17 protein-coding genes are annotated in these 21,332 nt (G+C 69.4%); 7 read left to right on the top strand and 10 right to left on the bottom strand.

Annotated features, from left to right (window positions below):
* The first annotated feature begins 99 nt into the window (after positions 1-99).
* Positions 100-561 (top strand): universal stress protein, encoded by a 462-nt coding sequence (locus tag AABA78_RS15640; protein ID WP_171420493.1) that lies wholly within the window; start codon positions 100-102, stop codon positions 559-561.
* 27 nt (positions 562-588) lie between these two features.
* Here AABA78_RS15640 and AABA78_RS15635 read toward each other — a convergent pair whose 3' ends face one another.
* The 4 genes from AABA78_RS15635 to AABA78_RS15620 form a co-directional block, all read right to left on the bottom strand.
* A complete protein-coding gene (locus AABA78_RS15635) occupies positions 589-1,269 on the bottom strand; it encodes a Fe2+-dependent dioxygenase (RefSeq protein ID WP_338263875.1) in 681 nt (226 codons plus the stop codon).
* 39 nt (positions 1,270-1,308) lie between these two features.
* Positions 1,309-3,606: a TonB-dependent receptor gene (locus AABA78_RS15630; protein ID WP_338263874.1), complete on the bottom strand. Its 2,298-nt coding sequence runs from the start codon at positions 3,604-3,606 to the stop codon at positions 1,309-1,311.
* A 294-nt stretch (positions 3,607-3,900) separates the two neighbouring features.
* On the bottom strand, positions 3,901-5,253 hold the full coding sequence (locus AABA78_RS15625) for a PepSY-associated TM helix domain-containing protein (RefSeq protein WP_338263873.1): 1,353 nt from the start codon (positions 5,251-5,253) through the stop codon (positions 3,901-3,903).
* A gap of 27 nt (positions 5,254-5,280) precedes the next feature.
* Positions 5,281-6,156, bottom strand: coding sequence for a TonB family protein (locus AABA78_RS15620; protein WP_338263872.1), 876 nt, complete (start codon positions 6,154-6,156; stop codon positions 5,281-5,283).
* Positions 6,157-6,376: 220 nt separating this feature from the next.
* On the opposite strand from AABA78_RS15620, the gene AABA78_RS15615 reads away from it, so the two are divergent.
* The 4 genes from AABA78_RS15615 to AABA78_RS15600 all read left to right on the top strand — a co-directional run bounded on the left by AABA78_RS15615 (position 6,377) and on the right by AABA78_RS15600 (position 9,947).
* Positions 6,377-6,856 carry a hypothetical protein gene (locus AABA78_RS15615; RefSeq protein WP_338263871.1) on the top strand — a complete coding sequence of 160 codons (480 nt, stop codon included), beginning with the start codon at positions 6,377-6,379 and terminating at the stop codon, positions 6,854-6,856.
* Between the two features lie 146 nt (positions 6,857-7,002).
* The gene (locus AABA78_RS15610; protein ID WP_338263870.1) at positions 7,003-7,164 is read left to right on the top strand and encodes a hypothetical protein; all 162 of its coding nucleotides are present in this window, start codon (positions 7,003-7,005) and stop codon (positions 7,162-7,164) included.
* Positions 7,165-7,253: 89 nt separating this feature from the next.
* Positions 7,254-9,311 carry a monovalent cation:proton antiporter family protein gene (locus AABA78_RS15605; protein ID WP_338263869.1) on the top strand — a complete coding sequence of 686 codons (2,058 nt, stop codon included), beginning with the start codon at positions 7,254-7,256 and terminating at the stop codon, positions 9,309-9,311.
* A gap of 48 nt (positions 9,312-9,359) precedes the next feature.
* Positions 9,360-9,947 (top strand): hypothetical protein, encoded by a 588-nt coding sequence (locus tag AABA78_RS15600; protein WP_338263868.1) that lies wholly within the window; start codon positions 9,360-9,362, stop codon positions 9,945-9,947.
* A 30-nt stretch (positions 9,948-9,977) separates the two neighbouring features.
* Here the strand turns inward: AABA78_RS15600 and AABA78_RS15595 are convergent, their stop codons facing one another.
* On the bottom strand, positions 9,978-10,625 hold the full coding sequence (locus tag AABA78_RS15595) for a cysteine hydrolase family protein (RefSeq protein ID WP_338263867.1): 648 nt from the start codon (positions 10,623-10,625) through the stop codon (positions 9,978-9,980).
* A 206-nt stretch (positions 10,626-10,831) separates the two neighbouring features.
* Here AABA78_RS15595 and AABA78_RS15590 point away from each other — a divergent pair, with 206 nt between their 5' ends.
* Positions 10,832-11,278, top strand: coding sequence for a phosphate-starvation-inducible PsiE family protein (locus AABA78_RS15590; protein WP_216623453.1), 447 nt, complete (start codon positions 10,832-10,834; stop codon positions 11,276-11,278).
* Between the two features lie 27 nt (positions 11,279-11,305).
* On the opposite strand, the gene AABA78_RS15585 is transcribed toward AABA78_RS15590, so the two are convergent.
* Entirely contained in the window at positions 11,306-13,300 is a 1,995-nt protein-coding gene (locus tag AABA78_RS15585; RefSeq protein WP_338263866.1) for a PQQ-dependent sugar dehydrogenase, read from the bottom strand.
* 43 nt (positions 13,301-13,343) lie between these two features.
* Positions 13,344-14,330, bottom strand: a complete 987-nt coding sequence (locus AABA78_RS15580; protein WP_338263865.1) for a WD40 repeat domain-containing protein — start codon at positions 14,328-14,330, stop codon at positions 13,344-13,346.
* A gap of 191 nt (positions 14,331-14,521) precedes the next feature.
* Here AABA78_RS15580 and AABA78_RS15575 point away from each other — a divergent pair, with 191 nt between their 5' ends.
* Complete coding sequence (locus tag AABA78_RS15575; protein ID WP_338263864.1) at positions 14,522-15,187, top strand: SRPBCC family protein; 666 nt, start codon at positions 14,522-14,524, stop codon at positions 15,185-15,187.
* A gap of 194 nt (positions 15,188-15,381) precedes the next feature.
* On the opposite strand, the gene AABA78_RS15570 is transcribed toward AABA78_RS15575, so the two are convergent.
* The 3 genes from AABA78_RS15570 to AABA78_RS15560 all read right to left on the bottom strand — a co-directional run bounded on the left by AABA78_RS15570 (position 15,382) and on the right by AABA78_RS15560 (position 21,324).
* Positions 15,382-19,785, bottom strand: a complete 4,404-nt coding sequence (locus tag AABA78_RS15570) for a discoidin domain-containing protein (RefSeq protein WP_338263863.1) — start codon at positions 19,783-19,785, stop codon at positions 15,382-15,384.
* Positions 19,786-20,104: 319 nt separating this feature from the next.
* A complete protein-coding gene (locus AABA78_RS15565) occupies positions 20,105-20,773 on the bottom strand; it encodes a putative glycoside hydrolase (protein WP_338263862.1) in 669 nt (222 codons plus the stop codon).
* A complete protein-coding gene (locus tag AABA78_RS15560; RefSeq protein ID WP_171415638.1) occupies positions 20,770-21,324 on the bottom strand; it encodes a hypothetical protein in 555 nt (184 codons plus the stop codon). The genes AABA78_RS15565 and AABA78_RS15560 overlap by 4 nt, the downstream gene beginning before the upstream one ends.
* Between the last annotated feature and the right edge of the window lie 8 nt (positions 21,325-21,332).

Here is a 21,332-nt window from a genome sequence, read left to right as displayed (position 1 = left end):
TGCGCGCCCGCCCCGCTGCTCGGCCCTCCCTGAACGCCTGCTTGCCCCCACTGCGAGTGGGCGTTATGCGTTCCTTGTTCCCCCTGGAGGAGGACTCCCATGGCTGGCCCTTCACGCATCCTCGTGCCGGTGGACCTGAAGGACGGGTCCCGCTCCGTCGTGGACTACGCGCTGCAACTCGCCCGCCCCTTCGGCGCGACGGTGGACGTCATCCACGCCTGGGAGCCGCCGCAGTACGTGGCGCCGGATCTCCTGGTGGCCTCGCCCGGGTGGGACGCCACCTCCCTGGAGGCCATGGCGCGCGACACGGCAGGCAAGGATCTGGAGAAGCTGCTTCGCTCCGTGGACGGCAGCGCGCCGGTGGCGCTGTCCCACCGCGTGGTGATTGGCGAAGCGGGCAACGTGGTGCTGGAGGAGGCCGAGCGCGGGAAGTACGACCTCATCGTGATGGGTACGCACCAGCGCAAGGGGCTCACGCGCATGCTGCTGGGCAGCGTGGCGCAGAAGGTGGTGGGCCACGCGGCGTGCCCGGTGCTCACGCTGCACGTGACCACGGACTGACCGCGCCGCCCCGGGCTCTGGCGCCGGCTAGGGCTCCGCCCACTGGCGCAGGAGGTTGTGGTAGACGCCCGTGAGCATCACCAGCGCGGGGCTCTTGGGCACCTCGCGGGTGAGCTGCATGATGGACGTGTCCATGTCGAAGAGCAGCGAGCGCTGCCCCGCGTCGCGGATCATGCTCTGCACCCAGAAGAACGACGCCAGCCGCACGCCGCGCGTCACCGGCGTGACGTGGTGCAGGCTGGTGGACGGGTAGACGATGAGGTCCCCCGCGGGCAGCTTCGCCGAGTGGTTGCCGTAGGTGTCCTCCACCACCAGCTCACCGCCGTCGTAGCTGTCCGGGTCGCTCAAGAAGAGCGTGGCGGACACGTCCGTGCGGATGCGCTGGTTCGTGCCCAAGAGGGGCCGGATGGCGTTGTCCACGTGCGAGCCGAAGTCCATGCCCGGCTCGTAGCGGTTGAACAGCGGCGGGAAGACGCGCTGGGGCAGCACGGCGGAGATGAACAGCGGGCTCTTCTCCAGGCCGGCCAGCACCAGGTCCCCCAGCTCCCGCGCGGCGGGGCTGCCTTCGGGCAGCTGGAGGTTCTTCTTCACCTGCGCGGACTGCTTGCCGGCGGTGGTGCGACCGTCCTCCCACGCCGCCTTCTGGAAGACGGCGCGGCAGTGGGCCACCTGCTCGGGCGTGAGGACATGCGGGATGTGCACCATCATGATGAACGTCCTCCTACGCCCGGCAGGTGAAGCGCGCGACTAGAACCGCACGTGCGCGGACAGCAGGGCGGAAACGCCCTCCGCCGGCACGGCCTGACCGCCGTAGTACGCGTCGTAGTAGAGCTTGTCGGTCAGGTTGTAGACGTTGAGCTGCAGGTCCACCTTCTTGAGGACGGTGTAGGCCGCGAACGCGTCGAAGCGCCAGTAGTTGGGGACCTTGGAGAGCACCACCGTCGCGTTGGCCGGGTTGTTCACCGTGGCCACGTCCTGGTAGGTGGCGCCGCCGCCCACGGACAGCGAGTCCAGGATGGCGTACGTGGTCCACAGCGACAGGCTGCGCTTGGGCGTGTTCACCAGGCGCTGGCCCTCCAGGAAGTCGTTGGTGTGCTCCTGGATGCTCGCGTCCAGGAACGTGTAGTTGGCGAAGACGTTCCAGCCGCGCACCGGCGAACCGGCGACGCCGACGGCGTAGCCCTGCACGCGCTGCTTGCCCTCCAGCACGACGGGCGGGCCGTCCGGCACGGAGTTGGGCACGCGCGCGTTCTTCTTGTTGGTGCGGAAGACGGCGGCGTTGACGCTCAGGCGCTCCGTGATGAGGTCGGACTTGGCGCCGATCTCGAAGGTCTCGTTCTTCTCCGGATCCAGCGTGACGGTGTCGTTGGACAGCGTGGCCAGCTCCGCGCTGGGGTTCGTGGACGTGCCGTACATGCCGTAGACGCTGGTGTTCTCCGCGGGGTGGAGCACCAGGCCCACGCGCCAGTTGAACAGGCTGTTCTCCTGTTCGAAGGCGGCGATGTCACCGTTGGCGGCCTTGGTCTCGTAGTCGCTGTGCAGGTTGTCCAGGCGCAGGGTGCCCAGCACCTCCACGTACTTGCCCACCTGGATCTGATCCGACGCGTACGCGCCCAGGTTCCACTGGCGGCTGTAGTTGGTGGCGCCCGGGACGCGCGCCACGCCGGACAGGTCCGGGCTGTTGTCCGGATCGAACAGGTCCGCCGGCATGTTGACGCCGCCCACGGTGAGGTTGAAGCGGCCCAGCTCGCGCTGCTCGCGGGAGATGTCCAGGCCCACGTTGGTGGTGTGCTTGAGGAAGCCCGTGGTGAACGCACCGCGCACGTCCAGCTGCTCCGCGAAGTAGGTGTTGTCCGCGGTCGTCTCGAAGCGCTGGCGGCCGATGGTGGTGGGCGCCGCGACGGGCGTCAGGCCGCGCGGCGCGGTGGGCCGGGCGAAGCGGTTCACGCCGCCGTAGCGCAGCGTGTTCGTCAGGCGGAACGTGTCGCCCAGGTCCGCCAGCAGGCGCGCCGTGCCGATGTGCGCGTTCACCAGCTCCTTGTCGCTGTCCTTCACGCCGTAGAAGTTCTCGCGGGGAACGTCCAGGGTGACGGAGACGGGGTAGCCGTTGAAGTACGGCTGGCCGTAGTCCGGCACGCTGTCCTCGTGCTGGTAGAAGTAGTCCACCTCCAGGGCGACCTTCGGCGCCAGCTGGAAGCGCGCGGACGGCGCGATGCCCGCCCGGTTCTTCGTGACGACATCACGGCCGGCGACGCCCGCCAGCTGTCCCGCGGCGCTCACGCGGAACTGGATGCTGTCGGAGAACTCCTCGTTGATGTCCGCCTCGATGCGGCCGGACGGCGCCGTGCCGCCCGACAGGCGCAGGTCCTGGAAGGAGCCCTTGCGCGCCTTCTTCGTCACCAGGTTGATGGCGCCGCCCGTGGAGCCGCGGCCGAACAGCACCGACGACGGGCCGAAGTAGACCTCCACGCCCTCCAGGTTGAACGTGTCGCGCGTGAACCAGCCCAGGTCGCGCACGCCGTCGCGCAGCGTGTCCGTCTGGGCGGAGAAGCCGCGCAGCGAGAAGGAGTCACCCTGGCGGCCACCCTCGCCCGCCGTCACCGTGATGCCGGACACGTTGCGCAGGGCATCGCGCAGCGTCGTCGCCTGCTGCTCCTCCATCACGCGCTCCGGCACCACCGTGATGGTCTGCGGCGTGTCCAGCAGCGGCCGGGGCACCCGGGACAGGCTGGGCTCGGTGACGTTGTACCTGGCCGTCTCACCCTCGACGGACACCTCCGGCAACACGTAGGCGTCGGCGTCATCCTGCTTGCCGGCCTGCGCCTCCATCGTCGCCGGGGCACCCGTGGTGGGCGCGGACTCCGGCGTGCGCTCCGGGGACGGGGCGTCCTGGCCCACGGGGGGCGTCTCCACCGGCCGGGACTCCTGCACCGGCGTGGCCGTCTCACCCGTCACCGGCGTCTCCTGCGCCACCGCCCCACCCGCCGCCAGCGCGGAGGCGAGCCCCACGGCCGCCGGCCCCCAGGGCCAGAGCGCGCCGCGCACGCCTCCAGGGTTGCCATTCGATGAGCGGATTCCAGAACGACCGGGCTTGGCTGTGGACACGGGTCCCCTCGGGAAGGAGTGCTGCCTAATTGAGAATGATTCTCATATGCAGGACTAGACCTGGCGTTACAAGAAATTTCTTCCCGGGTGCGGACGGAACCTTCGCGACAGGCAGGTGTCGCGGCACTGCTTCGCATCAGCCAGGCGAATGCCACACGTCGGTGGGTGGAAAAGCGAAGGCCCGGATCCGCTCTCGCGGTCCGGGCCCTGGGGCTGCTGCTGCTGAGCCGTGTCTCAGGCTGCGTGCGTTTCCGACTCCACGGCCGGAGGCGCCGCGACCGTGGAGGCCGCCGGGGCCTGGACCCGACGGCGCGGGACGAACCGCCGCCAGGAGAGCGCGTAGCCCGTGTAGACGAGGAACACGGCGCCAAAGGACGCGAGCGCCGCGATGAGCTGGCCCAACCACCCCAAGGCCTCGCCGGTGTGGAGGAAGCGCAGCCACGTGCGCAGCTTCCGGCCGCTGTTGAAGTCCGCGTAGGTCTCCGTCTTCAGGGTCTGCGCCGTGAAGGGATCCACCGACACCGTGTTGGTGGCGAAGAGCGGCCAGCGCTCCTGCTCGCGGACGGTGAAGGCGCTGGCCTGCGGGCCCTTCGCGCCGCCCGGCCCCCCGCGCCCTTCACCCCTGGCGCCACCTTCACCGCGCGGAGCACCTTCAGCGCGGGCGCCACCTTCACCGCGCGGAGCACCCTCAGCACGGGCGCCACCCTCGCCACGGCCACCCTGGCCACCGGCGGCGGGAGGCGTGGCCAGCCGCAGGGTGATGCTCTCCCAGGCGTTGGCCTGCTTCATCACCGCCGCGAACTGCGCATCCAGCGGCTGGGGCTTCGTCCCCGGCGCGGGCGTGGGCACGGGCACGGGCGCCGCGGCCATGGGCCCCTGCGCCGCCGGCGGCTCATTGCCGGTGAGGGTGAAGATGAGGTTCGACGCCCAGCGGTACGAAATCACCGCGCCGGAGGCCGTCAGCACCACCAGCACGGGCAGCGACCAGAAGCCGATGACGTTGTGCCAGTTGAAGTCGCGCGCCTTGCCCTTGAGGCCCCGGCGGAACCACAGCGTGGGCCGCATGGAGCGCAGCGTCCACTTGCGCGGCCACCACAGGAACAGGCCCGAGATGCCCAGGAACAGGAACGCCAGGTTGCTCACGCCCGTGACGGCCTTGCCCACGGCGCGGTTGTCGCCAGAGGCCGCCAGCCACCGGTGCAGTTCCTCCATCGTGTGGAAGAACGCGCGCCAGCCCTGCGCGCCCTGCTCGCGCACCTCGCCGGTGTAGGGATGGACGTAGACCGCGGCGCCGCGGCCCAGGGCCACCGTCACCATGCTGTCCGCCTCCGGGGACACCGTCACGCCAGAAGGCTGCGCGGCCGGCTTCGCCTCCTTCGCCTTCGCGATCATCTCCTCCAGCGTCAGGCGAGGAGTCCCCTGCGCGGCAGGCGCCGCGTGGCGCGCGTCACGGTCCGCCCAGTCGACGATCTGCGACTCGAACGCGATCGCCGCGCCGGTGAACGACATCACCGCGACGACGAGCCCCACGACGAGGCCGCACACCAGGTGGATCCAGAAGAGAACCGAGCGGAGCTTGGGATTCATGAAGGCGTCTGCGCGACTGCGAAGGGACTACCTGAGAGCGAACTTCACGGGGATCACGACCTTCACGCGCACCGGTGCGCCGTCGTGTCCCAGGGCCGGCGAGAACCGCCAGCCCGCCACGGACTCGAGCGCGGCCTCGTCCAGCCCGGGCACCGAGCGCTGGATGCGGGGCGAGCCGGGCTCCACCGAGCCGTCCGTGCCGATGACCACCATCACCATCACCACGCCGGTGATGCCGTCCTCGCGCGCGCGGCGCGGGTACTCGGGCTTGCCGGACAGCAGCACCGGCAGCTTCATCACCTCTCGCGGCGAATAGATGGGCGGCGCCTTGCCCTGCCCACCGACCTTGCCGCCCACCAGCCCGCCCACCACGCCCCCGACGACGCCGCCTACCGCGCCCTCCGGCACGCCCGGGCCCGCGGGCGCCTGCGCCGCGGCCGTGGCCACCTCCGTGACGGCCGGAGTCTCCGCGACCTGCTCCACCGGCTCCGGCGTCTCCTTCACCGGCTCCGGCACCTTCGCGGGCACCACCAGCTCCTGCCGCTTCGGGCGGGGCTTGTGCGCCACCGGCTTCACGGGCTCCACGGACGCCTGCTTCAGCGCGCCACCGCCCAGCGGCGGCGGAGGGGGCGCGTACGCCATCAGCACCAGCTCCGGCTCCGACTTCACCACCGCGGGTGCCGGCCGGTTGGCCATGGTCAACCCCACCGCCAGCGCCAGCACGTGCGCCGCGGTCGCGGCCAGCAGGGCCCCGCTCCAGCGGCCCCACCCACCCTCCACCGACGCGGTCGAGGACTGGAAGAGCCCCACCGGAGCCCGCACCGCATCCACACGGGCGGTCACAGCTTGAGGCAGCGTCGGGGCAGCACCCAATCCGTCGTCGAAGTTGAGAATGGTTCTCATTTTCTGTTGCCGAAAGGGGATATCCCCTGAGGGGTGGCAACGTCAATGTCGAGGGCCGCTGAAATCATCCCGGTGCGTCGCCGCGTGACCATTTCCACGCCAAGGGCGCGATTTTCCGAGGTGCTCGATCCACCGGGTGCGTATAAAGGCGTTCCGCTGACGCAATTTTGTGTTGTCCACCGACTGTCGTATCCGGTGCGACACGCCTGGCGCCCCACCCATGACACCGGCCCTTCCCCATACCGGGCGTGAAGCCCTCCGCGAGACCCGGTTCGCCGTGGCGGCGGTGGTGTGCGCGGCGGTGGTGGCCGCGTTCCTGGGGCTGGCGGAGCCGCGGTCCGGGCTCCCCGAGGGGACCCACGCGGACGTCGCCGCGTCCCGACCCGCCGCGGCGTCGTGCAAGGCCTCCAGTCCGAAGTTGGAGTGGGAGGAAGCGGGGCTCCTGCACGGGTCCCACGTGGGCGCGCCGCGGCCGGGCCCTCGTGAACAGGTGGACCGGGGTGGCGACAGCCTCCGTCCTCCGACGCCCGTCGCTCCCCGGTGGGACACCCTGCGCGCGCTGCTCGCGCGCTACGACGCCCAGGTGCTGGCGTACGCCCAGGGCCTGCTTGCCCGCGCGCTGCCCTCCCGGCTCACGCCGCTGGCGGACCGTCCCCGGACGGTGAACTGCCCGGCCCAGGGTCCCCCCGCCCAGGGCTGAGCGGTTCGTCTTCCTCGTCTTCGTTCGAGGGCCCCGCGCCCTGACGCCCCGGTGTGAACTCCGGGTGCCAGGCGGGCAGGCCCTCCTCCCAACGCAACCCTTCCAGCACGCGGTGCGCCCATGGCGACCGCGCGAGGCCTTCTTCCATGTCTTCGTCCCCTTCCCCCGAGCCCACCCCCACCCCTTCGCCAGAGCCCCAGCAGGGCGGCGCCACCCACGACCAGTGGCAGGGCGCGCGCCTCTTGTGGAGCGGCCTGATGTGCCTGGTCATCATCGGCGGAGCCATCGCGCTCGAGCGATGCGCCTGAGCCCGCCCTAACTTCCTGTGGATCCGGCCCCGCGCACCGCGGGCGGGGCCGGGCATCGCGAGCCCCATCACCTCCAGAGGCGCCCTCCCATGCACGACGCCCACGCGTTCCTCCAAGCCCTCGCCACCGTCCTCTGTGTCGCGGCGGTCACCACGGTCCTCTTCCAGCGCCTGCGCCAACCGGTGGTGCTGGGCTACATCCTCGCGGGCTTCATCATCGGGCCGCACGTCCCCGTCCCACTGGTGGCGGACCCAGGCATCGTGCAGACGCTGTCGGAGCTGGGCGTCATCCTGCTGATGTTCTCCCTGGGGCTGGAGTTCAGCCTGCGGAAGCTGTTCCAGGTGGGGCCCACGGCGGGGCTCACCGCCGTCATCCAGTGCAGCGTGATGGTGTGGCTGGGCTTCATCACCGGCCGCGCCTTCGGCTGGACGATGCTGGAGAGCCTGTTCACCGGCTGCTGCATCGCCATCTCCAGCACCACCATCATCGCCAAGGCGTTCGACGAGCAGAACATCCGGGGCGCGCTGCGCGGCATCGTGGTGGGCATCCTCATCGTGGAGGACCTCATCGGCATCCTGCTGATGGCCATGCTCACCGCGGTGTCCACCGGCTCCGGCCTGTCCGCGTGGGACCTGGCACTGACCGTGGGCAAGCTGGCGGCGTTCCTCGTGGGGCTGGTGGCCATTGGCCTGCTCGTGGTGCCGCGAGTCATGCGCGCCATCACGAAGCTCCAGCGGCCGGAGACGACGCTCGTCACCAGCATCGGCATCTGCTTCGCCATCGCGCTCCTGGCGCAGGCGTTCGGCTACTCGGTGGCGCTGGGCGCGTTCCTGGCGGGCTCGCTGGTGGCGGAGTCCGGCGAGGGCAAGGAGATTGAACACCTGGTGCAGCCGGTGCGCGACCTGTTCGGCGCGGTGTTCTTCGTGTCGGTGGGCATGCTCATCGACCCGGCGCTCATCCGCGAGCACTGGGCGGCCATCGCGGTGCTCACCGGCGTGGTCATCGTGGGGAAGATCCTCAGCGTGTCGCTGGGCGCCTTCTTCACCGGCAACGGCACGCGCACGTCCGTGCAGGCGGGCCTGAGCCTGTCCCAGATTGGTGAGTTCTCCTTCATCATCGCGGGGCTGGGCCTGTCCTTGAAGGCCACCGGCCTGTTCCTCTACCCGGTGGCGGTGGCCGTGTCGGCCATCACCACGTTGACGACGCCGTGGCTCATCCGCGCGTCCGGCCCCATCGCCAACTGGGTGGACCGCAAGCTGCCCGCGCCGCTGCAGACGTTCGCGTCGCTGTACGGCAGCTGGGTGGAGAACCTGCGCACGTCGCCGCGCCAGAAGACGGTGGGCGCGCGCGTGCGGCGCATGGCGCTCTTGATGTTGCTGGACGCGGCGTTCGTCACCGTCATCGTCATCGGCACGTCGGTGCTGCTGCCCCGGATCACGGTGTTCATCGACGAGCGCATGGGCTGGGGCAAGACGCTGACACCCTGGGTCGTCATTGGCCTGGCCGTGGCGCTGGCCCTGCCCTTCTGCGTGGGCATCGTCCGGATGGGGCGCCGGCTGGGCGTCATCCTGGCCGAGGGCGCGCTCCCGGCGGCCGCGAACGGCAAGGTGGACCTGGCGGCGGCGCCGCGCCGGATGCTGGTGGTGGCGCTCCAGCTGGCCAGCGTCTTCATGGTGAGCGTGCCGGTGGTGGCCATCACCCAGCCGTTCCTGCCCGGCGTGCCCGGCGCGGTGCTGCTGCTGGTGTCCCTGGGGGTGATGGGCTTCGCCTTCTGGAAGAGCGCCACGCACCTGCAGGGCCACATGCGCGCGGGCGCGCAGGTCATCGTGGAGGCGCTCGCGGCGCAGTCCCACGCGAAGGGCGACGACGAGGAGCCGCCGAAAGACCTGCTGCAAGGCGTGCGTCAGCTGCTGCCTGGGATTGGCGAGCCGGAGTCGGTGGCGCTCGGCGAGGCCAGCGCGGCGGTGGGCCGCACCCTGGCGGAGCTCAACCTGCGCGGCATGACGGGGGCCACGGTGCTGGCCATCCGCCGGGGGGAGGCGGGCGTGCTCGTGCCCACCGCGCAGGAGGTGCTGCGCGCGGGCGACATCCTGGCGCTCGCGGGGACGCACGAGGCCATCGACGCGGCGAAGGGCGTGCTCGGCTGAAGCGGGGCACCGGATGCAATGGGGGGTGCGGCCGGCCGTAGGAAGGGCATGCCGCTCCCCTTCCGCGTCCTGGAGGTCTCCGCCATGCGCCGTCCGCTCCTGCCTGCCCTCGTCCTTGCCTGCTCGCTGGCCGTGCCCGCGCTGGCGGCGGAACCGGCCAAGAAGCCAGCCAAGACGCCATCCAAGACCATCTGCGTCAACGTCAAGGCCGGGAGCAAGGCGGTCCAGGGCACGAACCTGGTCATCGAGCCCGGGGAGAAGATCAAGGACGCGGTCGCGGTGGACGGCGACGTCATCGTGAAGAAGGGCGCGGTGGTGGACAACGACGTGGCCGCCATCCGGGGCCGCGTCATCCTGGAGCCCGGCGCGAAGGTGAAGGGCGACGTGGTGTCCATTGGCGGCGAGGTGCGGGTGCCCGCGGGCGCGCGCGTCGACGGGAACGCGACGGCGCTGGGCGGCAAGCTCCGCCTGGACAAGAAGGAGGACGTCGGCGGCGAGACGGTCGACTTCTCCCTGGTCTTCAACGGCGACGACCTGGTGAAGGAGTTCATCGGCAAGGCGCTCGACGAGGATGCCGGGAAGTGCCACATCCTCGATGACGACGATGACGATGAGGACGACGACAAGGACGTCTGAGCCGTCCTCCGTCGTGTCAGACGGCCCCCGTCATTTGAATTCCGGCGGGGGCTTGCGCGTGGCCCGGCGGCGCGAGCGGGGCTCCAGGTGCACCTCGTCGCCCCGGCGGACGCGCACCCTCAGGAAGCGCTGGAGCTGATCCAGGGCCAGGTCGTGGTCCTTGTCGCTCTCCGCGCAGCAGCAGTCGCTGAGCACGGTGATCTTGTACTCGTGCATGTGCGCGTCGTGGGCGCTGAAGAAGACGCACAGGTTGGTGGCGATGCCAGCGAGCAGCAGCTTCTTCGTGCCCAGGTGCTCCAGGAGCGGCACCAGCGACGTGGCGAAGAAGGCCGAGTGCTTGGGCTTGAGGATGAAGTAGTCGTCCGGCTGGGGCTTGAGCGCGCGGGCGACCCGCTGGCCGCGGCTGGCCTTCCGGGTGCAGTGTTTGTAGACGTCCGTGAAGCTGCTGCGCCACAGGTCGAAGTTGTCGTTGACGTAGATGACCGGGACGCCCGCCTTGCGCATGCGTTTGGCGAAGGGGCCCAGGCGCTCCACCATGCGCAGCGCCCAGGGCAGGACGTTCTCCCCGCCGGGGAACTCCAGGTCGTTGATGACGTCGATGATGAGCAGCGCGGTGTCATGCCGCCGCTCATGCGGCGTGCGCGTCTGCTTCCGGACCGCCTGGCGAGGCTTCGCCACGTCCACCTCCCGTTGCGGCAACGCTAATCATCCCCAGGCAGGCGGCGGAGCCCCCTCTGGAGAATTGCCAGCCCGGTTCACGACGCCCAACTTCGCTCCGGGGAGAAGCCCCGTGTGTACCGGGAAGGGAGCAGCGGAGCGGAGACCTGACGGAGCGCGCGCTCGTCACCCGGCGTCCGGGCTCCACAGGAGAAGGAGGACGGCCCGTGAGCACCGAAAGCACTCCCTCTCCAGGGGGGAGACTGAGCCTGTTCATCAAGAAGTTCGAGCGGGCCGTCGTCGTCTCGATCATCGTCATGATGATGGTGGTCCTCGCCCTCTCCACGCTGGAGCTGGGGTGGATCATCGTCAAGGACATCATCACGCCGCCCATCCTCCTGCTGGAAGTGGATGAGCTGCTGGAGATCTTCGGCTTCGTTCTCCTGATCCTCATTGGCGTGGAGTTGCTGGAGACCATCAAGGCGTACCTGCGCGACAACGTCGTTCACGTTGAGATCGTCCTGGAGGTCGCCCTCATCGCCATCGCCCGGAAGGTCATCGTGCTCGACCTGTCGAAATACGATGGCGTCAGCGTGCTCGCCATCGCCGGACTCATCGTCGCGCTCGCAGGGGCGCTCTTCCTCAGGGCGGCGCGGAGCCAACTCCACCGTTGAGAGAAGGGCCCCCCTGCCAGGGACGCGTCACCGCCGGGCGCGGCGGGGCTTCCACACGAGCCCCGCGAGCAGCCACCAGCCCAGGACGCCTGGGAGCGCCGTGGCGCCACAGCCGCAACCGCCGGACTCGTCCTCCGCGCCTTCCGAGCCCGAGCCGCCGTCGTGGCCGGTGCCCGCGTCCACAAGGGTGCCCGCGTCCACGAGGGTGCCCGCGTCCTCCACGGTCCCTGCGTCTACCTGGGTCCCCGCGTCCTCCGAGGTCCCCGCATCTTCGAGGCTGCCCGCGTCCTCCGCGGTCCCCGCATCTTCAAGGGTCCCCGCGTCCATTCCCGCACCGCCGTCGACGCCGCCGTCACTGCCAGGTTCCTCCGGGACCTCGTCCTCCTCCGTGCGGGCCTGGACGGTGACCACGGGGAAGTCCTGCGACGGCGTGAACGTGAAGGCCGCGTGCTCGACGTCCGCATCCGCGTCCTGCGCCGCGCCCAGCGTCACGAATTGCGGAACGCTCCAGTTCTCACGCGTGAAGCGAAGCGAGCCACCCTCCACCACGGACAGGTCATCCCCGCCCCCTTGTGCCTCCACCTTGACCCAGACGTCCACCATGGGCGGCATTGCCAGGGACACCATGACGGTCTTGGTTTCGCCCTCCGGGATGACAAGATCCGAGGACGACACGATCACGGCCTGACCTCCTGGCACCGGGGTGACCCGCAGAATCGCCTGGTAGTAACTCAGGATATACAAGGCTCCGTCTGGTCCCTCATTCACGTCAACGAAGCCACCCCCTGCCTCACGATTGACGATGATGTCCTCCGTGGCCACGGAGCCATCCGCCGCGAACCGGATGCGATGAAGCATCCCGCGGAAGTCCGTGTACAGGTAGTTGCCCGAGTAGCTCGCGGGAAAGCGCGTCCCTCCATAGAACATGCCTCCCATGACGAACTCGCCCTGAGGCCACCGCTTGAGCTGACCACCTCCGCTCACCGCATCCGGCTCCGGTTGGTCCACGGTGAACGACCGCGAGGAGGGATGCCCCGTGACGTAGAATTCGCCGTTGAAGCTGGGGTCCTCCACGTCGGAGATCATGAGCCGCGTTCCCTTGCGGTACGAATAGGACTCCAGGTAGTCGCCCATCATCGTGAAGGTCGCGACGCCGTTCTGCCGCACCGCGCCCGTCGGCGTGAAGGGATACTCGTCAAAGACACCCGGCAGGTATGAATACACCGGCGCGAGATAGCCTGCGGGCTGGGTATTATCGTAGTGGGGCCAGCCTCCATGATCGCCCGGGCTGACGCTGAAGATCTGGAGGGCCGCCGGGCTGGAGGCATTGGCCCAAAGGCGGCCGGTTCCCGGCTGGAAGGCCAGCCCATAGAGATTGCAGAATCCCCGCGCCCAGACACTGTCCACGTTGGGGCCCGTCCCATCGTAGAACGGGTTGTCGGTGGGCACGGAGCCATCCGGACGCACGCGGTGGATCTTGCCCGAAGGCTTCGTCAGGTCGTCTTCTTCACGGTAGCGATGGAGACTCCCTACCCCGAAGTACAGCATTCCATCCGGACCGAAGGTGAGCCCTCCGCCGTCGTAGTCGAGCGATCCCCCTGGGATGCCGTCCACGATGACCGTGCGGTTCACGCCCACGCCGCCGACGTCGGTATACCGGAAGATCTGCAACGTGTAGCCCGGCATCGCCGCGAAGAAATAGACGTAATGGTTGTTCGCGAAGTCCGGATCGAAGGCCATGCCCAAAAGGCCTTCCTGGTTGTGGCCCTGGGTGAATGACTCGGTAATAAAGGGGGTCGGTTGCACCGCCCCGTTCATCACGACGAGGACTTTTCCAGACATCGTCGAGACAAACAGTCGGCCCGAGCCGTCCGGAACCCACGCCATCCGGGTCGCGTCTGGGACTGAATCGATGTACAGCCAGTCCTCGACCTCGAGGTCGCGAGCGGTCTCGGTAGGTTGAGATTGAGCGGGAAAGGCTGTCAGCAACAGCAGGGCAAGCCAGAAGGCAATCGAGCGCATGAGGAACAGGCTAGCGTGTGTTCCCGTCTGTCCGTCAGTCTTTTCAATCCTCGCGCCATTGATTTGGCTTCACGCCCCAGATGCCCACCTTGCCGTCATCCATGCCCCAGGCCAAGAGACGGCCATCGGGAGAGAAGTTCGCGGTGCTCCCCTGCTGGTCGTCCAGGTCTGAATAGGCAAAGACGCGCTGCCCGTCGCGGACGTCGATGACTGCGAACGCGCTTGTGTCAGGGCTTGCCGCCAGCAGGGAGCCCTCGGGGTTGAACTCCAGATGGAGGGCCATGGACGCGGGGGCCTTCAGGGTTCGCGCCGTCTCCAGCGTGGGCAGCGTCAGGAACAGCAAATCCCCGGAGGAGTTCGCTGCGACCAGGTGCTCGCCTGAAGGCGTGAAGGCCACGGCCCAGATCCGCCGCGCATCAAAGGCCCGGGTCGCGATGCGCCTGCCAGTCCGTGCGTCCCAGAGGATCAGGGCGGCACGGGTGTCGGCGTCCTGCTGGTCCTCGGCGGCCCCCACGGCGGCGAACGCGCCATCGGGAGAGAGAGCGCAGCCGTGGAGCTGCCCGGGGTCCTCCTTCCGCCAGACGAGCCAGCGCCGCTCCAGGTCCCAGAGCATCACGCGGCCCACGCTCGCCACGAGGAGCAGGCGCGTCCCGTCCGCGGACAGGCAGGCATGGGAGACGGAGCCGCCCGTCTCCACGGAGGACAGCCGCTGTCCGTCGGTGACCGACCACGTCTGGAGGGTGCCGCGCACCGTCACGGACAGCAGCGTCTGGGAGCCGGGCAGGAACCACGCGGCCACACAGCCGGGGACGAAGTGCGCGGCGAGCGGCTGATGCGATTCCGCATGCAGGTCCCACCAACGCAGCGACATCCCGCCCTGCTTCTGGACGGACAGCAGGTATCGCGACGACGCATCCCACCCCAGCCACTGCCAGCGCGAGTACGGCGACAGCTCCGCCTCCCCCAGCGTCCGGAGCAGGGACAGGTGTCTCGCGGTGTCGGGGGTCAGCGGGAGGGAGGGCGTGAGCATGGTGCGGATCCGGAGATGGCGCTTAGCTGCTCAGACGCGGGGCTTGAAGCGGTTTCGGAACGGGAGGGGCCGCGATGACTCGCTCCGCACGCTGCGTCATGGTGGGCCGCTCGGAGGGGGGCTTGAGTCGGGGCGAACCGGCGACCTAAGACGCTGCCTCCCCGTCCGGGGCTGCCGTTCCGAGGACCTCCATGTTCAAGAAGATTGCCATTGGCTTCGCCGCAGCGCTCCTGCTGCTCGTCGGCGTCATCGCCACCCGCCCTGATACCTTCACCGTCACGCGCACCGCTTCCGTGCCGGGCACGCCCGACATCGCGTTCGGGCTGGTCAATGACTTCCACCAGTGGAACCAGTGGTCTCCCTGGGAGGCCCTCGACCCGAACATGAAGCGGACGTTTGGCGGCGCGGAGGCGGGCGTTGGCGCCACCTATGGGTGGACGGGCAACGACGACGTGGGCGAGGGCCGCATGACCATCCAGGAGGTCGCCGCCAACGAGTCCGTCCGCGTGAAGCTGGAGTTCATCAAGCCCTTCGCCTCCAGCAGCATCACCACCTTCACGTTCAAGCCCGCTCAGGACGGCACCACCGTCACCTGGACCATGACCGGCGACCACAACTTCATGAGCAAGGCGATGTGCCTCGTCATGGACATGGACAAGATAGTGGGCAAGGACTTCGAGAAGGGCCTCGCCAGCATGAAGACCGCCGCCCAGGCCGAGGCCACGAAGCGCGCGGAGGCGGAAGCCGCTCGCAAGGTCGCCGAGGCCAAGGCCGCCGAGGAGGCCGCTGCCGCCGCCGCCGCTGCTGCCGCCGCCCCTGCGGAAGGCACGCCCGCCGTCGCCGTACCCACGCCGTAGTCCCACGGCGCCCGCCTCGTGACTCCCGGCCCCTCGCGCCTCCCAGGCTCGAGGGGCCTTGTCGTTCTCACAACCTCCAGGCGTGGGGCGCGGGCTCCCGCGGTTGATCCGCGTCAGCGCGTCGGGTCGTCCCGGAAAGAATGAGGGGCGGCCATGGCTCCGGCCGCCCCTCCCCTCACCTCAAGCCCTCACGCCTACTTCGTGAAGGTGATGGGTCCCGACGACAGCGTGGTGTTGTTCGCGCCGTCCACCGCGCGGACGCGCCACGTGTGCGTCCCCGTGGCCAGCCCGTTCAGCGTGGTCTGCTCCGTGCCCACGCCGTACACCTCGAACTCCCACAGCGAGTAGCCGTACGCCGTCGCGCGCTGCACGCCGCGCATGCGCACGTAGCGGCCCACGCCGGCCACCGTCCAGTCGTCGATGCCGCCGTCGCCGGTATCCACCGTCTTCAGCGCCGTCCAATTGGTGGAGCCGTCCAGCGACGCCTCCAGGACGTAGCGGCGGCCGTACGCGGCCTCCCAGTTCAGCACGATGCGCTTGAGGGAGTAGATGGCCCCCAGGTCGACCGTGATGGAGTCGGTGTCCCCCGTCGTCGCCGTGCCCACGCTGGACCAGCGCGTGGTCAGGCTGCCGTCCACCGCGTCGTTCGCGCTTCCGAACTCCACGGACGAAGCGTAGGCGTTCTTGCCCCGCGCCAGGTTCGTGCCCGCCGCCACCGGCGTGCTGCGCAGGATGGAGGGCGTGCGGTCCGTGCCGTCCACGATGAGGACGTACTCCGCCACGCCCGCGCCCACGTCCGTCGTCTGCTCCCAGATGAAGCGCGTGGACGTGCCCGGCACCGCCTGGCCCGCCGACGGCGACAGCGCCGCGAAGGCCGACGGCGGCGTCGTGTCGTTCAGCGTGAAGGTGAACGTCGCGGACTGCGTCACGCCGTTCGCCCAGTTGAACGCCTTCACGAACCAGGTGTGCGTCCCGTTCGCCAGCTTCAGCCCGTCCAGCGCCGCCGACGGCGTCCGGGTGATGGCCACCGGCATCGCGCCGCCATCCAGATACACCTCGTAGCGCTGGATGCCCGTCTGAGGATCGCTGCTCGCCGACCAGGTGAACGCCGGACGCGTGCCCGTGATCACCAGGTTGTTCGACGGCGTCAGCAGGTTGAACGCCACCGGCGCCGTCGCGTCCGTCAGGCCAAAGCCCTGGATGCCGGAGCCGTACTGGTACAGCGGGTTGCCGTACGTGGGAGGCACCGGCTGGCCCGCCGCGATCTTCTGGCGGATGGCCGCGCGCTCCGCGTCCGTCGCGCCCAGGTCGAACGGCAGGTCCCACTTCTCCAACTGGCCGCTCTCCACGTCCGTGCCAATCTGGCTCATGCTTCGCGGCAGCTGCCACGGCGTCTTGCCGCGCGGCAGCACGTCACCAAACAGCACGTCCGCCACCGCGTAGCCGCCCATGTCGCCGGGGCGGTAGGCCAGCATCAGCGCGTTGGAGATGGGGACCACGTTCGTCAGCACGTAGGGCCGGGGGCTGATGACCACCACCGTCGTGGGGATGCCCCGCGACTTGAAGCTGTTGATGACGCCGAACTGATCGCCCCACTTCGCGTCGTGCGCCGGGCCAATCGGGTCGCCCGGCAGGTACGGCTTCTCCTTGTCCCACTCCGTGCCGTGCGTGAAGTAGCTCTCGCCCACCACGACCAGGGCCGCGTCCGGCGTCACGCCTGCGGGGGCGTTGTCCTTGTAGACGGTGAGCCCCGCGGCCTCCGCGCGCGCCTTCACCGCCGCGTAGATGGTCGGGTCGCCGAACTCGTTGCCGTGGAAGTCCGAACGCCAGGTCACCATGCAGGACATGTCGTCCGCGCGGGGGCCCGCGATGACCAGCTTGCCGCCCGCCGGCAGGCGGATGGGCAGCGCGCCGTCGTTCTTCAAGAGCGTCATCGCCTCCTGGGAGGCGCGTCGCACCGCCGCCTTGCTGTCCGCGGTGTGCCACTGGGACGTGCCCGCCGGGCCCTGCTTGTACGGGTCCTCGAAGATGCCCAGGCGGAACTTCAGGTCCAGGATGCGGCGCACGGAGTCGTTGATGCGCGCGAGCGGCACCTCGTTCTCGAAGTTGGCCATCGCGGACGGCGTCGCGCCGCCCATCACGTCCGAGCCCGCCGTGGCGGAGCGCACCCACGAGCCCGACGGCAGCCAGTCCGAGCAGATGACGCCGTCGTACTTCAGCTGGTTGCGCAGGTAGTTGAGGATGCCCGGGTTGTCACCCGCGCCGTAGCCCTCCGGCCCTAAGAGCCAGCTGCCCGCGTAGCCCGGCATGATGCCGCTGGTGCCCGCCTCGATGGCCGCGTGCCACGGACGCATGTGGTAGTGGATGGTGGTGCCGTCGTAGGTGATGCCCGCCTCGCCACCCGCGCCCTGGCCCGGCCAGTGTTTCGTCGTGACCCAGATGGAGGACGGGTTCACCTCCGGACCGCCCTGGAGGCCCGCGATGAGCGCGCGGGTGATGCCCGCCGCCAGGTCCGCGTCCTCGCCGTTGCCCTCCTGGATGCGCGGATAGAGGACCTTGGTGTTCACCTCCGCCAGCGGCGACAGCGTGCCTCGGCTGCCAATGGCCAGCTGCTCGCGGCGCTGGATGTCACCCATCTCGAAGATGGTGTCCAGGTCGCGCGACGCGGCCAGCGCCGGCTGCGTGGGCCAGCTCGTCTTGTAGCCGTGGATGGTGTCCCCCGCGTCGATGTGCGGGATGCCCAGCCGCGTGGCCGCGGACGCCTTCTGGAACAGCGGGATGTCCGTGGGCGACAGGGGCCCCATCTGGAAGCCCGCCTCCGGGTACACCTTCGCGTCGTAGAACATCTGCAGCGCCTTCTCGCGCAGCGTCATGCGGCCCAAGAGGTCGTTGACGCGCACGGAGACGGGGTTGTGCCAGTCCTCGTACGGTTCAATCGTCCCGTTCTTGTTCAGGTCGCGCGAACCGTTGATGACGTTCACGCCGTCCGGCTGCGTCTCCACCACCGGCAGGTACACGCTGAAGTTCCCGATGTCCGAGCGCGACGTGCTCCCGCCCGACAGCGTGGCCACGACGTACCACTTGTACGTCCAGCGGTCCGGCAGGTCCTCAGTGAAGGTGAAGGACGTGCCCGTCTGCGACGCCACCTGCGTGTAGCGGTCCAGCAGGTTGCCCGCCGCCATCCAGTCGTAGTCGTTGCGGGTGAGGTTGACGTAGAGCTTGTAGTTCGTCGCGCCCGTCACCGGGGCCCACGACAGCGTGGGGCGGCGGGTCGCGGTGACCATCGTGTTGTTGGCCGGCGCGGCCAGGCGGAAGGCCCCGGCCACCGGCAGCGGCGCGGGCGCCACGTACGGGTCCGGGATGATGGTGGGGTCGCGCGGATCCGTGGGGCCATTGCCCGTGGAATAGATTTCGACGTTCCAGTCCGCGCCCTGCACCGCCAGCGCCGTGACGGACTGCCCGCGCTGCTGCACGCCGTTGTAGTCCACCACCGCCAGGCGGATGTCCGTGTTGGGCTGCGTGGGAGAGAACTGGTTCTTCGACAACGTCACCACCGTGTTGGGCGGGAACGTGAGCTGGTAGGTGAAGGGCCCGGGCGGGTTGCGCACGGACGGCGTGGTGTCGCCCTCCTCCGGCACCGGCGTCACGGACAGCGGCGCGGGCGACACGTTGATCTTCGCGTACGCCAGCTCCGGGAAGTTCAGCTTGAGGGTCTGGTTGGTGGTCTGCGTGGGCGGCGGCGTGGTGCCCCCGGATTGGTAGACCTCGAAGGACCACAGCGAGTAGCCGTAGCCCGTGCCTCGCTCCGTGCCGCGCATGCGGAGGTAGCGGTACGTGCCGGAGACGGGAATCTCCCGCCGGCCGATGGCGCCGTTGGTCACCGTGTTGAGCGTCGTCCACGTGGCGTCGTCGTTGGAGCCGTCAATCGTGTACGTCTTGCCGTACGCGCCCTCCCAGTCCAGCACCACCTTGCCCACGACCTGCGACGTGCCCAGGTCCACGCGGATCCACTGCGGGTCCACGCCCTGCGCGGAGGCCCAGCGCGTGTTGACGTCGCCGTCGAACGCGAAGCCCGGCTGCAGCCCGGCCGCGTCCGCCTCCACGCTGGACGCGGTGGCGGGCTTGTTCTTCGCCAGGTCCGTGTTCGTGGGCGGCGGCGTCGTGCCGCCCGTCTCGTAGACGGCGAACTCCCACAGGGAATAGCCATACGCGGGCAGCGCGCGCGTGACGCCCTGCATGCGGACGTAGCGGCCCGTCGTCCCGGCCGGCAGGGACAGGTCGTCCACCGCGCCGTCGCCGTTGTTAACCACCAGCGCGTCGGTGAAGGTCGTGTTGTTGGTGGAGACCTGGAGCTTGTACGCCGTGGCGTACGCCGCCTCCCAGGTGAGCACCACGCGCGAGATCGTGCGCGTCTGGCCCAGGTCCACGGTGATCCACTCATTCGCGGAGAAGCCGCTGGCCCAGCGGGTGCCACCATCGCCGTCCACCGCGTACTGGCCCAGGAAGGGCCCCTCGGCGGTGGAGGTATAGGTGGTCTTGTTCAGCGCGACGTTGGTCTGCGCGCGGGCGTCGGATGCGCCCAGGAGGGACACCACCATGAGCACCGCCGCGAAGGCCTGTAACAACCAGACACGCGGTGCTTCACGCCGACATGGGCTCGCGCCCCTGCTTGACAGTCGAGGCAAGGATTCAGACATTGGGGGAGGACTCCTTGAGTAGGGACACCGTGACGCGCGCGTTCGCACGCACCGCCAGGACGCGCGGCGGACGCAAGGGGACTGCCCGGGTGGAGTGACTGCCGCCCTGCCCTTCCGGCACCGCACGCGGGGGCGTGACGGGGACGTCAAGACAAGGCTCGGGCGTTCCGGCTGTCACACGGCGACAGCCGGCCCGCCCTCCCTGGCACTGCGTTCCTGCCTAGTTCGCGGTGAAGTACAGGTTGTCGAGCAGGAGTGACTGACCGGCCGTGCCACCTTCGGCCGCGAAGGTGAACGGTGAGGAGACGTCGTTGAGCTTCAGGCCCGCCGCGACGTAGTCCGCGACAGGGATGGCCAGGTGGTGCCACTCGCCATCATTCGCCCAGCCGTAACTCGTGAGGGCGAGCTGATAGCCCTTCTCGCTGGTGCCCGTGCCGCTGGACATGCCGACCTTCACGTTGACGAAGGCCGCGTCGGACGACTTCATGCTGACGTGGAGCGTCTTCCAGGCGTCGAAGTTGTGCGTCTGCTTCCAGTGCACCCCGAAGCCCATCCAAGGCTTGCCGTTCTGGACGATGCGGTCCGCGGACTTGCCCTCGATGTGCTCCGGGTCGGACTCCACGTAGACGGTGTTCTCGTAGAGGTAGAAGTTCGAGTCGACGTTATCGAGGAGGATCTCCTCGGAGCGGCCCGCCTCGTAGAAGATGCCCACCATCAGGCGGCGCTGGCCGGCCTCGTACGGGAACGGTCCTGGAAGCAGGTCCGACGGCTGCGTCCCGCCGTCGGGGTCCAGGTTGTCCGGCAGTTCCTGGCCGGTGTAGTCCGCCGGGCCCGGATCCGGGCGGCAGGCGGCGAGCAGCAGCAACAGGCCCCACACTGGCTTCTTCATGGCTTCACCGCCCGGTCCGCACCACTGGAGGTCTTCACCATCACCCAGCCGCCCGCCACGGTGCCGCCCAGCTCCACGACGCCCTTGTACGCGGGCGTCACCAGCTCATAGGCGATGGTGCCGGACGCGTCGTACGTCACCGCGTCCGGGAAGTTGTCGAGCACTGACTGGTAGGCCTTCACCGCCATCTCCCGCGCCAGCGGCAGGCTGGCCTGATCCGCCTGGCCGCGCTGGTAGATGGCGGCCAGGTTGAGGGCCACGTAGTACTGCGCCTCGCCGTAAGGCCCGTTCGCCAGCACCGTGGCCCATGCGTAGTAGGCCGCCACGGGGTCCGCGCCGGACTGGATCTGCCACTTCGTCTCCGTGCCCACCCCCGACATCGCGAAGGGGTTGTTCGGGTCGTCCAGCACGGAGGTGTTCGGGTAGATGCCCATGTCCGGGTCGGTGACCGTGAGGGTCATCCCGTCCAGCGACCGGCCGTAGATGATGGTCGGGTCGTCGTAGCAGCCGGACAGCACGGCCACGGTGGCCAGCAGGAAACCAGTCCTCATGTTGCGTG

This window comes from Corallococcus caeni (assembly GCF_036245865.1).
GTDB lineage: Bacteria > Myxococcota > Myxococcia > Myxococcales > Myxococcaceae > Corallococcus > Corallococcus caeni.
Note: the sequence above shows the minus strand (reverse complement) of the source record. Positions and strands in the feature narration are given on the sequence as shown.

What these genes read in the sequence shown, in the direction of transcription:
- AABA78_RS15560 (WP_171415638.1), bottom strand. Translation starts at nt 21,324, where the DNA reads ATGAGGACTGGTTTCCTGCTGGCCACCGTGGCCGTGCTGTCCGGCTGC.
- AABA78_RS15605 (WP_338263869.1), top strand. Translation starts at nt 7,254, where the DNA reads ATGCACGACGCCCACGCGTTCCTCCAAGCCCTCGCCACCGTCCTCTGT.
- AABA78_RS15610 (WP_338263870.1), top strand. Translation starts at nt 7,003, where the DNA reads ATGTCTTCGTCCCCTTCCCCCGAGCCCACCCCCACCCCTTCGCCAGAG.
- AABA78_RS15570 (WP_338263863.1), bottom strand. Translation starts at nt 19,785, where the DNA reads ATGGTGGTGTCCCTCCTGGGCGCATCCGACGCCCGCGCGCAGACCAAC.
- AABA78_RS15640 (WP_171420493.1), top strand. Translation starts at nt 100, where the DNA reads ATGGCTGGCCCTTCACGCATCCTCGTGCCGGTGGACCTGAAGGACGGG.
- AABA78_RS15625 (WP_338263873.1), bottom strand. Translation starts at nt 5,253, where the DNA reads ATGAATCCCAAGCTCCGCTCGGTTCTCTTCTGGATCCACCTGGTGTGC.
- AABA78_RS15635 (WP_338263875.1), bottom strand. Translation starts at nt 1,269, where the DNA reads ATGATGGTGCACATCCCGCATGTCCTCACGCCCGAGCAGGTGGCCCAC.
- AABA78_RS15615 (WP_338263871.1), top strand. Translation starts at nt 6,377, where the DNA reads ATGACACCGGCCCTTCCCCATACCGGGCGTGAAGCCCTCCGCGAGACC.
- AABA78_RS15585 (WP_338263866.1), bottom strand. Translation starts at nt 13,300, where the DNA reads ATGCGCTCGATTGCCTTCTGGCTTGCCCTGCTGTTGCTGACAGCCTTT.
- AABA78_RS15565 (WP_338263862.1), bottom strand. Translation starts at nt 20,773, where the DNA reads ATGAAGAAGCCAGTGTGGGGCCTGTTGCTGCTGCTCGCCGCCTGCCGC.
- AABA78_RS15620 (WP_338263872.1), bottom strand. Translation starts at nt 6,156, where the DNA reads ATGAGAACCATTCTCAACTTCGACGACGGATTGGGTGCTGCCCCGACG.
- AABA78_RS15580 (WP_338263865.1), bottom strand. Translation starts at nt 14,330, where the DNA reads ATGCTCACGCCCTCCCTCCCGCTGACCCCCGACACCGCGAGACACCTG.
- AABA78_RS15575 (WP_338263864.1), top strand. Translation starts at nt 14,522, where the DNA reads ATGTTCAAGAAGATTGCCATTGGCTTCGCCGCAGCGCTCCTGCTGCTC.
- AABA78_RS15600 (WP_338263868.1), top strand. Translation starts at nt 9,360, where the DNA reads ATGCCGCTCCCCTTCCGCGTCCTGGAGGTCTCCGCCATGCGCCGTCCG.